Annotated in this window: 13 protein-coding genes; 9 read left to right on the forward strand and 4 right to left on the reverse strand. The window is 51.0% G+C overall.

Annotation, left to right across the window (positions count from 1 at the left end):
• Positions 1-731 precede the first annotated feature (731 nt).
• From tdcA to JGF26_RS09020, 6 genes are all read left to right on the forward strand, one after another.
• On the forward strand, positions 732-1,652 hold the full coding sequence (tdcA, locus tag JGF26_RS08995) for a transcriptional regulator TdcA (RefSeq protein ID WP_028017080.1): 921 nt from the start codon (positions 732-734) through the stop codon (positions 1,650-1,652).
• Between the two features lie 116 nt (positions 1,653-1,768).
• Complete coding sequence (gene tdcB / locus JGF26_RS09000; protein ID WP_028017081.1) at positions 1,769-2,758, forward strand: bifunctional threonine ammonia-lyase/L-serine ammonia-lyase TdcB; 990 nt, start codon at positions 1,769-1,771, stop codon at positions 2,756-2,758.
• Positions 2,759-2,767: 9 nt separating this feature from the next.
• The gene (tdcC, locus tag JGF26_RS09005; RefSeq protein ID WP_028017082.1) at positions 2,768-4,099 is read left to right on the forward strand and encodes a threonine/serine transporter TdcC; all 1,332 of its coding nucleotides are present in this window, start codon (positions 2,768-2,770) and stop codon (positions 4,097-4,099) included.
• Positions 4,100-4,129: 30 nt separating this feature from the next.
• Positions 4,130-5,338, forward strand: a complete 1,209-nt coding sequence (gene tdcD / locus JGF26_RS09010; RefSeq protein WP_134708025.1) for a propionate kinase — start codon at positions 4,130-4,132, stop codon at positions 5,336-5,338.
• A 15-nt stretch (positions 5,339-5,353) separates the two neighbouring features.
• Positions 5,354-7,648, forward strand: coding sequence for a formate C-acetyltransferase (pflB, locus tag JGF26_RS09015; protein WP_134708024.1), 2,295 nt, complete (start codon positions 5,354-5,356; stop codon positions 7,646-7,648).
• Positions 7,649-7,800: 152 nt separating this feature from the next.
• Positions 7,801-8,211, forward strand: a complete 411-nt coding sequence (locus JGF26_RS09020) for a hypothetical protein (RefSeq protein WP_028017085.1) — start codon at positions 7,801-7,803, stop codon at positions 8,209-8,211.
• Positions 8,212-8,286: 75 nt separating this feature from the next.
• On the opposite strand, the gene tssD is transcribed toward JGF26_RS09020, so the two are convergent.
• From tssD to JGF26_RS09035, 3 genes are read right to left on the reverse strand one after another with little or no spacing between them, the layout of a single operon-like run.
• Positions 8,287-8,772 (reverse strand): type VI secretion system tube protein TssD, encoded by a 486-nt coding sequence (tssD, locus tag JGF26_RS09025; protein WP_134708023.1) that lies wholly within the window; start codon positions 8,770-8,772, stop codon positions 8,287-8,289.
• Positions 8,773-8,793: 21 nt separating this feature from the next.
• Positions 8,794-9,114 (reverse strand): DUF1493 family protein, encoded by a 321-nt coding sequence (locus JGF26_RS09030; protein ID WP_309240486.1) that lies wholly within the window; start codon positions 9,112-9,114, stop codon positions 8,794-8,796.
• Complete coding sequence (locus JGF26_RS09035; protein ID WP_028017088.1) at positions 9,114-9,563, reverse strand: STM2901 family protein; 450 nt, start codon at positions 9,561-9,563, stop codon at positions 9,114-9,116. The genes JGF26_RS09030 and JGF26_RS09035 overlap by 1 nt, the downstream gene beginning before the upstream one ends.
• 348 nt (positions 9,564-9,911) lie before the next feature.
• On the opposite strand from JGF26_RS09035, the gene JGF26_RS09040 reads away from it, so the two are divergent.
• Positions 9,912-11,243, forward strand: a complete 1,332-nt coding sequence (locus JGF26_RS09040) for an amino acid permease (RefSeq protein WP_028017089.1) — start codon at positions 9,912-9,914, stop codon at positions 11,241-11,243.
• Between the two features lie 20 nt (positions 11,244-11,263).
• On the forward strand, positions 11,264-12,568 hold the full coding sequence (locus JGF26_RS09045; RefSeq protein WP_134708022.1) for a serine dehydratase subunit alpha family protein: 1,305 nt from the start codon (positions 11,264-11,266) through the stop codon (positions 12,566-12,568).
• 32 nt (positions 12,569-12,600) lie between these two features.
• Here JGF26_RS09045 and JGF26_RS09050 read toward each other — a convergent pair whose 3' ends face one another.
• On the reverse strand, positions 12,601-13,302 hold the full coding sequence (locus JGF26_RS09050) for a pirin family protein (protein WP_028017091.1): 702 nt from the start codon (positions 13,300-13,302) through the stop codon (positions 12,601-12,603).
• Positions 13,303-13,406: 104 nt separating this feature from the next.
• Here JGF26_RS09050 and JGF26_RS09055 point away from each other — a divergent pair, with 104 nt between their 5' ends.
• Entirely contained in the window at positions 13,407-14,309 is a 903-nt protein-coding gene (locus tag JGF26_RS09055; protein WP_028017092.1) for a LysR family transcriptional regulator, read from the forward strand.
• The last annotated feature ends 6 nt before the right edge of the window (positions 14,310-14,315 follow it).

The raw sequence follows: 14,315 nt of genomic DNA on the forward strand, positions 1-14,315 counted from the left end.
GCTTCCGCTTCGCGAAGAATACTGATGATCTGTTCGTCGGAAAAACGCTTCTTCATGGGGATGTCCTCATGTGGCTTATGAAGACATTACTAACATCGGGGTGTATTAATCAACGGGGAGCAGGTCAATGACATCAATTCTCAAAATTGCGACGCTAAGCACATTTCACTATTTTATTGGTTAATAACTCAATCCTGGCTAGGTAGAGGATCGAAATCACAAAATTTCACGCTAAGAAATTCTGAATTCTCAGTGTTATGGATTTGTTATGAATATTGTCATTATGATCTCTAATGTTTTCTGATTTGATATGCGTATTTAGAAATCAAATACATTTACCCCGTGAATATGTGATGCATTCCACTCTTTTTCAGAAACCCGAAAATTCAGCCCTGAAAAATTTGATAAATTGAAAGAATGTTATAACCAAATAATGGTTATTAATTGCCCTTTAATTGCCTGAAAGATAGCCTTTATTGATTTTTTTAGACCAAAGAAATTTATCAGGGTTATCGCCATAAAATAAATTTATTACCGCTATTTTTGTTGATCAATATCAGCGTATCGACGTATTTTTGTTTGAGTTAACTTATTGATAGTTAAGTTATTTGATGGTGTTTTGCACGGAGGGTTAGCGGTCCTGGAAAGCAAATTGTGAGTAACAGCACATACCCCTTTAAACAATATTGAGTAGAATCCACCCCGTCATAGGGAAATAAGCGCAGAATATTATGAACACTATTATTCTACCGAAAACACAGCACCTCGTGGTATTTCAGGAAGTCATTAAAAGTGGCTCCATAGGTTCTGCGGCAAGACAACTGGGTCTGACACAACCCGCGGTCAGCAAAATCATCAGCGATATCGAGTCCTACTTCGGCGTGGAAGTGATGGTGCGTAAAAACACCGGCGTAAAACTGACTGCCGCAGGCCAGGTTCTGCTCTCATACTCAGAGTCGATCACGCGTGAGATGAAAAACATGGTGAGCGAGATCAACAGCCTGAGTTTCAGCACCGTTATGGATGTCTCCTTTGGCTATCCGTCTCTGATCGGCTTTACCTTCCTTTCCGAAATGATCAAAAAATTCAAGGAAGTGTTCCCGAAAGCGCGTGTCTCAATGTATGAAGCGCAGCTGTCATCCTTCCTCCCGGCCATTCGCGACGGTCGACTGGATTTCGCCATCGGAACACTGAGCGATGAAATGCTTCTGCAGGATCTGCATGTTGAACCGCTGTTTGAGTCCGAGTTTGTACTCGTCGCCAGTAAAACACGAACGTGCACCGGTTCGACAACACTGGCATCGCTCACACATGAGCAGTGGGTGATGCCGCAAACCGATATGGGCTACTACAAAGAACTCCTGACTACCCTGCAAGACAATCACATCAGCATTGAAAACATCGTCCAGACCGATTCCGTTGTCACCATTTATAACCTTGTGCTGAATGCCGATTATTTGACGGTCATTCCCCGCGACATGATTGCACCGTTCGGCTCCGATCAGTTTATTGTCCTGCCAGTGGAAGATGAATTACCCGTGGCGCGTTATGCCGCCGTGTGGTCGAAAAATTACAGAATTAAAAAATCAGCGTCAGTATTAGTGGAACTGGCAAAACAATATGCTTCACTCACCAGTGAAAGACGACGATGATTTAATAAAATCCAGATAAGTATTAAACCTGTTTTAAAGCACCCAGAGTTTGTTTTATTCATACTCTGATACCCTGACTTTGCCCGAAAAGAATGAATTATTATAACGAGGATATTATGCACATTACCTACGATCTCCCGGTAACCATTGAAGATATTCAGGACGCCAGAAAACGACTGGCAGGTAAAATATATAAAACTGGCATGCCGCGTTCGAATTATCTCAGTGAACGTTGTAAGGGCGAAATATTCCTGAAGTTTGAGAACATGCAGCGTACCGGTTCGTTTAAGATCCGCGGCGCGTTTAACAAATTAAGCTCATTGACTGACGCTGAAAAACGCAAAGGGGTTGTTGCCTGCTCCGCGGGAAACCATGCACAGGGGGTATCTCTTTCCTGCGCCATGCTCGGCATCGACGGCAAAGTTGTGATGCCAATGGGTGCGCCGAAATCCAAAGTGGCCGCGACGCGCGACTACTCTGCGGAAGTCGTGCTGCACGGTGATAATTTCAACGACACCATCGCTAAAGTCAGTGAGATCGTTGAGATGGAAGGGCGTATTTTTATTCCGCCTTACGACGATCCGAAAGTGATTGCCGGCCAGGGCACCATCGGCCTGGAAATTCTCGAAGATTTGTACGACGTGGATAACGTGATTGTTCCTATTGGCGGCGGCGGATTAATTGCCGGGATTGCGACAGCGATTAAATCCATCAACCCGACGATTAATATTATCGGCGTACAGTCTGAAAACGTTCACGGAATGGCGGCCTCCTGGCAGGCCGGAGAGATTATAAATCATCGCGTCACCGGTACATTAGCCGACGGTTGCGATGTTTCTCGCCCGGGTAAATTAACCTTCGAAATTGTTCGTGAATTAGTCGATGACATTGTGCTGGTCAGTGAAGATGATATTCGTAACAGCATGATAGCCCTTATTCAGCGAAATAAAGTGGTGACGGAAGGCGCAGGCGCGCTGGCCTGTGCCGCGTTATTAAGCGGCAAACTTGACCACTATATTCAGGGTCGTAAAACCGTCTGCATTATCTCCGGCGGCAATATCGACCTCTCTCGTGTTTCCCAAATTACCGGCTTCGTTGACGCATAAAGGTGACCTATGAGCAACACAGAAAGCATTATCGTTGGTCAGACAAAGACGTCCTCCTGGCGTAAGTCTGATACCACCTGGACCCTGGGCCTGTTTGGTACCGCTATTGGCGCAGGCGTGCTGTTCTTCCCTATCCGCGCAGGCTTTGGTGGGTTGATCCCCATCCTGCTGATGCTGGTTCTTGCGTTCCCTATTGCGTTTTACTGCCACCGCGCGCTGGCGCGTCTCTGTCTGTCCGGCAGCAACGTCTCCGGCAACATCACCGAAACGGTGGAAGAGCATTTCGGTAAGACCGGCGGGGTGGTCATCACTTTCCTTTACTTCTTCGCCATTTGTCCGCTGCTGTGGATTTACGGTGTCACCATTACTAACACCTTTATGACTTTCTGGGAAAACCAGCTCCAGCTACCTGCGCTTAACCGCGGCGTGGTGGCGCTGTTTCTGCTGCTGTTGATGGCCTTTGTTATCTGGTTCGGTAAAGACCTGATGGTGAAGGTCATGAGCTTCCTGGTGTTCCCGTTTATCGCCAGTCTGGTGCTGATCTCCCTGTCGCTGATCCCTTACTGGAACTCAGCGGTAATCGACCAGGTCAACCTGAGCGATATTGCTTTCACCGGGCATGACGGCATTCTGGTCACGGTGTGGCTGGGGATCTCCATCATGGTCTTCTCCTTTAACTTCTCGCCGATTGTCTCCTCATTCGTGGTTTCCAAACGCGAAGAGTACGAACCTGAGTTCGGTAAAGAATTTACCGAGCAGAAATGCTCCAAAATCATCGGTCGCGCCAGCATGCTGATGGTCGCCGTGGTGATGTTCTTCGCCTTTAGCTGCCTGTTTACGCTCTCTCCGCAGAACATGGCGGATGCCAAAGCGCAGAACATTCCGGTGCTTTCATACCTGGCGAACCACTTCGCCTCCATGTCGGGAACCAAATCGACGTTTGCTACGGTGCTGGAATACGGTGCTTCCATCATTGCACTGGTCGCTATCTTCAAATCTTTCTTCGGTCACTATCTGGGCACGCTGGAAGGGCTGAACGGTCTGATCCTCAAGTTTGGTTACAAGGGTGATAAGAAGAAAGTCTCTGTAGGCAAGCTGAACACCATCAGCATGGTATTCATCATGGGCTCCACCTGGGTTGTGGCTTACGCCAACCCGAACATTCTCGACCTTATCGAAGCCATGGGTGCGCCAATCATCGCCTCTCTGCTGTGTCTGTTGCCGATGTATGCCATCCGCAAAGCACCGGCTATGGCGAAATTTAAGGGCAGACCCGAGAACATCTTCGTTACGGTTGTTGGCCTGCTGACCATTCTGAATATCGTTTACAAACTGTTCTAAATCATTGCTCAGGAAGAGCGGAGTAACACCATGATTGAGTTTCCGGTTGTACTGGTTATTAACTGCGGTTCGTCCTCTGTTAAGTTTTCGGTGCTCGATGCCAGCAGCTGCGATGCCCTGATGACGGGGATTGCAGACGGCATCAACACTGAAAAAGCCTTTATTTCCGTGAATGGGGGTGAGCCAGCCACACTGGCTCACCATGACTACGAAGGGGCGTTGGCTGCCATCGCCCTGGAACTGGAGAAGCGTAACCTGATGAGCAGCGTGGCCTTGATTGGCCATCGTATTGCTCATGGCGGCGACCTCTTCAGCGAGTCGACCCTGATTACGGATAAGGTGATTGAGCAGATCCGTCAGGTTTCTCCCCTGGCACCACTGCATAACTACGCCAATCTCAGCGGTGTAGAAGCCGCTGAGCGCCTGTTCCCAGGTATACAGCAGGTTGCAGTGTTCGATACCAGCTTCCATCAGACGCTGCCGCCGCAGGCCTATCTGTATGGTTTGCCGTACCGCTATTTTGAAGCGCTGGGCGTGCGTCGCTACGGCTTCCACGGTACTTCTCATCGCTATGTGGCCGGGCAGGCACATACGCTTCTCGGGCTGTCCCCCGATGACAGCGGCCTGGTGATTGCCCATCTCGGCAACGGGGCGTCCATCTGCGCGGTGCGCAACGGTGAAAGCGTCGATACCTCGATGGGGATGACGCCGCTTGAGGGGCTGGTGATGGGCACGCGCTGTGGCGATGTGGATTTTGGCGCAATGGCGTGGATTGCCCAGCAGACAGGTCAGTCATTCGAGGATCTGGAGCGGGTGGTAAACAAAGAGTCCGGTCTGCTGGGGATCTCCGGGATTTCCTCAGATCTGCGGGCGCTGGAAAAAGCCTGGCACGAGGGCAATGAACGGGCGCAACTGGCAATACACACTTTTGTACACCGCATCGCGCGGCATATCGCGGGTCACGCAGCGTCGCTGCATCGTCTGGATGGCGTGGTGTTCACCGGCGGTATTGGCGAGAACTCCAGGCTCATCCGTACGCTGGTGGCTGACCATCTCAAGGTCTTCGGTATCACCCTCGATGAGGCTAAAAACGCCCTGCCGGGCAGTGCGGGTGAGCGCGTCATTAGCACCGATTCGTCCCGCGTGGTCTGCGCGGTGATCCCTACCAACGAAGAAAAAATGATCGCGCTGGATGCCCTCCGTCTTGGGAAGGTGACTCCGGCTGCGGCTTACGCCTGATAAAGCGAGAATCAAATGAAAGTAACAATTGATACAGGCGTCGCGCCATACAGCGACGCATGGGCCGGGTTTCGCGGTGAAGAATGGAAAAACGCCGTCAACGTGCGCGATTTTATTCAGCATAACTACACCCCTTATGAAGGCGATGAAGCTTTCCTCGCGCAGGCGACGCCTGCAACGACGGCGCTCTGGCAGAAGGTAATGGTAGGCATTCGCCTGGAGAATGCCACCCATGCCCCGGTGGATTTTGATACTAACATCGCCACCACAATTACCGCGCATGGGCCTGGATATATCGACCAGGATCTGGAGACCATTGTCGGCCTGCAGACTGACAAACCGCTCAAACGCGCCCTGCATCCGTATGGCGGGATCAACATGATCCGCAGCTCGTTCGAAGCCTATGGCCGCGAAATGGATCCGCAGTTTGAATACCTGTTTACCGACCTGCGTAAAACCCATAACCAGGGGGTGTTTGACGTCTATTCGCCGGAGATGATGCGCTGCCGTAAATCCGGCGTGTTGACCGGTTTGCCGGACGGCTACGGACGCGGACGCATCATCGGCGATTACCGCCGCGTGGCGCTGTACGGGATCGCTTATCTGGTGCGCGAGCGCGAACTTCAGTTTGCGGATCTGCAGGGTAGGCTGGAGCGCGGCGAAGATCTGGAGGCGACGATCCGCCTGCGCGAAGAGCTGGCGGAACACAAGCGTGCGCTGCTGCAGATCCAGCAGATGGCGGCGAACTATGGCTTTGATATTTCACGTCCGGCGATAAACGCCCAGGAAGCGGTGCAGTGGGTTTACTTTGCCTACCTGGCGGCGGTGAAATCTCAAAATGGCGGGGCGATGTCGCTGGGGCGTACGGCCTCGTTCCTCGATATTTATATTGAACGTGACATGCAGGCCGGGCGTCTGAATGAGGTCCAGGCACAGGAGTTGATCGACCACTTCATTATGAAGATCCGCATGGTGCGTTTCCTGCGTACGCCGGAGTTCGATACGCTCTTCTCCGGCGATCCGATCTGGGCGACGGAAGTGATCGGCGGCATGGGGCTGGATGGGCGCACGCTGGTGACCAAAAACAGCTTCCGCTATTTACACACCCTGCACACCATGGGACCAGCGCCGGAGCCAAACCTGACGATCCTCTGGTCTGAAAAACTGCCGATTGCGTTCAAGAAATATGCCGCGCAGGTGTCGATCGTCACCTCGTCGCTGCAGTATGAGAACGACGACCTGATGCGGGCCGACTTCAACAGTGACGACTACGCGATAGCCTGCTGCGTCAGTCCGATGGTGATCGGCAAGCAGATGCAGTTCTTTGGCGCCCGCGCCAACCTGGCGAAAACGCTGCTGTACGCAATCAACGGCGGGATGGATGAGAAACTGAAGATCCAGGTGGGCCCGAAAACCGAGCCGTTGCTGGATGAAGTGTTGGATTACGATACCGTGATGGCGAGCCTCGATCACTTTATGGACTGGCTGGCGGTGCAGTACATCAGCGCGCTGAATCTCATTCACTACATGCATGATAAGTACAGCTACGAAGCCTCGCTGATGGCGCTACACGACCGGGACGTATACCGCACCATGGCCTGCGGCATTGCCGGCCTGTCGGTAGCGGCGGACTCCCTGTCGGCCATTAAATATGCCGCGGTGAAACCGGTGCGTGACCATACCGGTCTGGCGGTTGATTTCGTGATTGAAGGTGATTACCCGCAGTACGGCAACAATGACGACCGCGTGGACAGTATTGCCTGCGATCTGGTCGAGCGCTTTATGAAAAAAATTCAGGCGCTGCCAACCTACCGAAATGCAGTACCGACCCAGTCGATCCTCACCATCACTTCTAACGTGGTGTACGGCCAGAAGACCGGGAACACGCCGGACGGACGCCGCGGCGGCACGCCGTTTGCCCCAGGCGCGAACCCGATGCATGGCCGCGACAGAAAAGGGGCGGTGGCCTCGCTGACGTCGGTTGCCAAGCTACCGTTCACCTATGCGAAAGACGGCATCTCCTATACCTTCTCGATTGTGCCGCAGGCGTTGGGTAAGGACGAACTGGTGCGCAAAACCAACCTGGTGGGGCTACTGGACGGCTACTTCCACCACGAAGCGGCTATCGAAGGCGGACAGCATCTGAACGTCAACGTCATGAACCGGGAAATGCTCCTGGATGCCATTGCGCATCCGGAGAATTACCCAAACCTGACGATTCGCGTTTCAGGGTATGCGGTGCGCTTTAATGCGCTGACGCGTGAGCAGCAGCAGGATGTGATTTCGCGAACGTTCACTCAGTCAATCTGACGAAATGAGCCTTCATGCCCCCTTCCTGACAGGGGGCATTTTTTTGCCCGCTAAACATACAAAATTGTTTATATAATTATTCACACATATTCATCCGCTCTTGAAAAACAATGCTCCTGCTTTTCCCTATAACAGAATGTAAGGACAGTAAGATGATGAAAATGACCCGTATTGCTTTGGTTGCAGTATCGCTGGCAGCATGCAGTTTTACGGCGCAGGCCGCTAACGTGGAAGCTGCTCCGTCACCGTCACAGGATCCACTGGTACAACACCTTAAGCTCAGCAATGAGCAGGTTAAGAAGATTGAAGGTCTGCATAATCAGCTGGAACAAAATGTCAGCAAGATCCCAATGACCGGCGTAAAGGATCGGGCGCTAATTGATATGTTCCAGGCAGGAAAATGGGATGAAAACACGGTGAAAAGTCAGCTTGCTGCCTTCAGCAAAATTGAAGAGCAGACCCGTTACTATCGCGTGAAATATTACTTCGATGTCAGCCAGGTTCTGACGCCGGAACAGCGTAAGCAGATTAGAACCGATATGGCGAATGCGCTGGCCGAGTGATCCTGGAACCAACCATATAAAATGGAACCTCACAGAATCGCTTCAATTAGATTCTGTGAGGAATGAGGCTGACAATCATGCCGAGGCCCGTTCATTCCATGCATCAGAGAATTGAATATTCCCGTCGCAATAGATCCAGGTCGCTTTTTCGTAGCGCAATTGAATAGATTCCAGGTGACCTGTACCAGGGCAGTTACGAGTATCGTTAACAATAGGGGAGATAGAGACAACTTTAACATCTTCCAGCACTGTTCTAAAATATTCGACCTCCCAACCAGCATTGTTAATTCGGTAATATCTGAACTCAACTTTCTTAAGGTTTTGTCCTGTAGCTACCGCCTTGTAAAGGTATGGAGACGAGCTATCAATTTCCTTCTCGAACAGGAAAGGTGCGTGTTTTCTGGTACCGGTTAATTTTCCGGAGAGTGGATCTGTCGGAATACTCAAATTATGAGTTAAGCCTCTTATTTCTATACTCCCTTCACGATCCTGAACATCACATGAACCTTTAATGAGGGAACCACCATTATCATAAAACCAAACATGAACAGGTACTGCCATTATAAAAACTCCTTTTATAAATCAATCGTGGATCCATTTGCCTGCCTTTACCGCTTCAACAAACATTCTTACTGTCAATGGCTTTGATATTTGCTTAACCGGTTCTTTAGTAAACCATTTCCTGAAAAACCAAGTTTGAGTCCAGGGGAAATAATTTTCGGTGTTAACTTCGATAAGATACTCTTTTTCGAATCTCTCAATGGCATATACAATATCATCCAGATCGGTGTAATCCTGTAAAACATCATCTATTTCAAGCGGGATTCTCTTGCCCGAAAATGTTCCTTGTTCGGGTAAATTATCCCTGAAGAATTTTAAAACATCAGTTTCACTATCCATCATCACCAAATCCGATCTTTAGGCTGAGCAATCATATTATATCGTGAAAGCGTTTTGTAACTTATCATTGCAACATCTGCGGCAAGTATGGTAATTCCTAGTGCAGGTATCCATCGGCCGATGAACGCACCTAAGTTTTTGGTATACATTGGTTTTCGGTATTTAAAACTTGCAAGTGTAATTGTAGGTAGTCGGTGTGGTAGTTGTACATTCAGTAGATCTCGCAGGTACTTAGATGCCACGGATGTGCCAATTGTAGCCGTTTCAGGTTTTGTTCTGGTTTCAAGTATAGGTAAACCAAGAATCATAGTGGCCATCATTACAGCATCCTTTAATCCGCCAAACTGTTCGTCGGTGGCATCCAGAAAAATCCAAAAAAATAACTCTGATGCAGATATATTACATACACCTTTATAAAAGTACGTTCCATTGAGTTCTTCAACAGTATCCATTTAATAATCATGTTTATCATGTGATTCGTTGTAATGGCATCCTATAAAAAGCAGAGGGCAGAGAGTAGAATATTCGTCTTTATAAATTCCGAAATTTAATTTTCAGAAGGGCATGTTTCTTTGATCTGCATCACTTTTAGAAATTTTTAATTATTTTTTATTTTTTTTGGTGGTGATTTTTCTCCAAATGCAGAAAATCCTTATGAAAATTGTGACTTTTTTCTCCCCCTCTCCAGATATGATCTTCCCACACCAATAACACACACCTGCAGCTGTCTGAATCGCAATCGCTGGCGATCGGAATCCTATAAAAACAACTGTTTACCCTACAAAATAAGCGAGTGCCCAATGGATACGGCAACAAACAGCAGTGTGATTGTGAATGATTCCCCGGCGGCAAGACGGGCGGGAATGCGTGAAAGCGAATGGCAAGAGGCGATTAAATTCGACAGCACCGACACAGGTTGGGTCATCATGAGTATCGGGATGGCTATCGGAGCGGGGATTGTTTTTCTCCCGGTACAGGTAGGATTAATGGGGCTGTGGGTCTTTTTACTTTCCTCGATTATTGGTTATCCGGCCATGTATCTGTTCCAGCGTCTGTTTATTAATACGCTGGCCGAATCCCCGGAATGCAAAGATTACCCGAGCGTCATTAGCGGTTATTTAGGTAAAAACTGGGGCATCTTATTAGGCGCGCTCTATTTCGTGATGCTGGTGATCTGGATGTTTGTCTATTCCACGGCCATCACCAACGACAGCGCCTCGTATTTACATACCTTTGGTGTCACAGACACTCTGCTTTCGGAAAACCCGTTCTATGGTTTATTCCTGATCTGCATTCTGGTCGCCATTTCGTCGCGCGGTGAACAACTGCTGTTTAAAGTATCCAGCCTGATGGTGCTGACCAAATTATTCGTGGTTGCCGCGCTGGGGCTGTCAATGATGGGTCTTTGGCATTTAGCCAATGTCGGCATGCTGCCACCAATGGGCCTGCTGATTAAAAACGCCATTATTACGCTGCCTTTTACCCTAACATCCATTCTCTTTATTCAGACCTTAAGTCCGATGGTCATCTCCTATCGTTCACGGGAAAAATCGGTTGAAGTGGCGCGGCACAAAGCATTACGGGCAATGAATATTGCTTTTGGCGTGCTGTTTGTGACGGTCTTTTTCTATGCTGTCTCCTTCACGCTGGCAATGGGCCACGATGAGGCGGTAAAAGCTTACGAACAGAATATTTCTGCCCTGGCGATCGCGGCGCAGTTTATCAGTGGTGATGGTGCAGGCTGGGTCAAGATTGTCAGCGTGATCCTGAATATCTTTGCCGTAATGACCGCATTCTTCGGGGTCTATCTCGGCTTTCGCGAGGCTACGCAGGGTATCGTGATGAACATCCTGCGCCGCAAATTACCGGCAGAAAAAATCAATGAAAACCACGTTCAGCGCGGCATTATGCTGTTCGCTATCCTGCTGGCCTGGAGCGCAATTGTATTAAACGCGCCGGTGCTGAGTTTCACCTCTATTTGTAGCCCCATCTTCGGCATGGTGGGCTGCCTAATCCCTGCATGGCTGGTCTACAAAGTCCCGGCGCTGCACAAATATAAAGGCGTATCGCTGGTGATCATTGTCATCACCGGGTTGCTGCTTTGTGTTTCTCCTTTCCTCGCATTCTCCTGAGGGTAAATAAGGTCGTAACGATGTCTGAGCAAAGTCAAACTTTATGGAAGCAATTTATTCGCACGGTGCAGGAAGAAGTTAAACCTGCACTTGGGTGTACCGAACCGGTGTCTCTGGCGTTGGCCTGCGCGATTGCTGCGGAGCATCTGCCGGGTGACGTCACGCAGATTGAGGCGTGGGTATCACCGAATCTGATGAAAAACGGGCTTGGCGTGACGGTGCCGGGCACCGGCATGGTCGGGTTACCCATTGCGGCCGCACTGGGGGCCATTGGTGGTAACGCGCAGGCCGGGCTGGAGGTGTTGAAAGATGTCACTGCCGATGCGCTGTCACGTGCTAAAGCTCTGCTGGAAGCAGGTCAGGTGCAGGTGAAACTGCAGGCGCCGTGCGATGAAATTCTTTACTCCAGAGCCTGCGTTTACGCCGGGAATTCCTCGGCAATGGTGACTATCGCTGGTGGACATACGCGAGTAGTGGAGGTGGTTTGCCAGGGGACAACGCGCTTTGCGCTTGACGATCGGCAAGGTGAAGTGAGTGACGATCCGCTGGCGGTGCTGTCAAACACTACGCTGTCGCAGATCCTTGAGTTTGTAGAACACGTTCCGTTTGAGGCTATCCGTTTTATCCTGGAGGCCGGAAAGTTGAATGATGCCCTCTCCCGTGAAGGGCTCAGCGGGAAGTGGGGGCTGCACATTGGCGCAACACTCAATAAACAGCGCTCGCGTGGGTGGATGGCGCAGGATCTGGGGTCGGACATTGTTATCCGCACCAGCGCGGCATCCGACGCCAGGATGGGCGGTGCGACGCTACCTGCGATGAGCAATTCAGGATCCGGGAATCAGGGGATCACTGCTACCCTGCCGGTAGTGGTCGTCGCTGAACACGTTCAGGCTGATGACGAACGACTCGCACGAGCCCTGATGTTGTCACATCTTTCGGCAATCTACATTCATTCCCAGCTTCCACGTTTGTCGGCACTGTGTGCGGCTACCACGGCAGCAATGGGGGCTGCGGCAGGAATGGCCTGGCTGTTGGGCGGAAGCTACCAGACTATCTCAATGGCGATTGGCAGTATGATCGGTGACGTCAGCGGGATGATCTGCGATGGGGCGTCTAACAGCTGCGCCATGAAGGTTTCTACCAGCGTGGCAAGTAGCTGGAAAGCGGTGATGATGGCGCTGGATGATTCTGCTGTGACGGGAAATGAAGGGATCGTGGCGCACGATGTAGAGCAGTCAATAGCGAACTTGTGCGCGCTGGCGTGCCGCTCAATGCAGGCAACGGATCAGCAAATTATTGAGATTATGGCGAGCAAAGTGTCGTGAATTTTCCCCCCTCTCTTCAGAGGGGGAATATATTACACTGGCAAATCAATCAACAGCGCGCGCAGTGGTGTATCAGCAACCAGCGTGATATTCGCTTCATCACGAATAAACGCCCCGTCACCACAGGTGAGCGCTTCTTTCTCTTCCGTGTGCGTCACCGCATGCACCGTGCCGTGAATTGACTGCAGATAGGCGCGCGGGCCATGAAGCTGGAAGCTTGCCTGTTCGCCTTTCTTCAGTTCAATGTGATGCAGCCATACCTGCTGGCGCAGTTGCAGGCTGCCTTTGCTACCGTCCGGGGAGGCAATCAGCTGCTGCTTATCGCCCGTCAGGTCAACCTTCTGTACCGGTGGATTTTCCCGCTCCGGACAGGCATCGAGCCAGAGTTGCATACGGGTCAGCGTCTTCTCTTTGCTGAGGTTATGCTCGCTGTAGCTGATGCCTGGCTGCGTGGAAATCAACAACGCTTCGCCAGCCTTTGCCTGGACATGATTGCCCTCGCTATCGCGGTATTCTGCCTCGCCTTCCAGGATCAGGTTCAGGATATCGACTTTCGGATACGTACGCGGCTGGAAGGAGGCGCCCGGGGCGAGCACTTCCTGATTTAACACGCGCAATGAAGCGTAACCGAGGAGTTTCGGGTCAAAGTAGTGTCCAAAGGAAAAGGTGTAGCGGGCCTGCAGCCAACCGAAATCGGCTTGTCCGCACTGTTTAGCTGTTCTTGTCGTAATCATAAACTTGACCTCTCTTTACACTAAAACAATGGTAAAGGTATGGACGCTTCATTGTTAGCCAGATATTCTGCCGGGTATGTTCAAATTTCCTGAATGAGAACGAGATGGCTAAAGAGAGAGCATTGACGCTTGAGGCGCTTCGCGTCATGGACGCGATTGACCGACGTGGCAGTTTTGCGGCGGCGGCAGATGAACTGGGGCGCGTTCCGTCTGCGCTAAGCTACACCATGCAGAAGCTGGAGGAAGAGCTGGACGTGGTGCTGTTTGACCGCTCCGGTCATCGAACAAAATTCACCAACGTTGGGCGGATGCTGCTGGAGCGCGGTCGTGTCCTGCTGGAAGCGGCGGACAAGCTGACGACGGATGCCGAGGCACTGGCACGAGGCTGGGAAACCCATCTGACGCTGGTCACTGAAGCACTGGTCCCCACTGAAGCACTGTTTCCGCTGGTGGACCGCCTCGCAGATAAGGCGAATACCCAGCTGTCGATCATTACTGAGGTACTGGCAGGTGCCTGGGAGCGTCTGGAGACGGGCAGGGCGGATATCGTTATTGCCCCGGACATGCACTTCCGTTCCTCGTCGGAAATCAACTCCCGCAAGCTCTACAGCGTGATGAACGTCTATGTCGCTGCACCCAATCACCCGATCCATCAGGAGCCTGAGCCGCTCTCTGAAGTGACGCGCGTGAAGTATCGCGGCGTGGCGGTAGCGGATACCGCACGTGAACGTCCGGTGCTAACGGTGCAACTGCTGGATAAACAACCTCGTTTGACGGTGACTTCACTGGAAGATAAACGGCAGGCGCTGCTGGCTGGCCTGGGCGTGGCGACCATGCCGTACCCGTTTGTCGAAAAAGACATTGCAGAAGGTCGGCTGCGCGTTGTCAGCCCGGAATATAGCCACGAGGTGGATATCATTATGGCGTGGCGTCGCGATAGCATGGGCGAAGCCAAATCATGGTGTTTACGCGAAATCCCGAAGCTTTTCGCTCATTATAATAAATAGATCTGT

Origin of the sequence: Enterobacter sp. E1 (assembly GCF_016809815.1) — a bacterium.
Classification (GTDB): domain Bacteria; phylum Pseudomonadota; class Gammaproteobacteria; order Enterobacterales; family Enterobacteriaceae; genus Enterobacter; species Enterobacter adelaidei.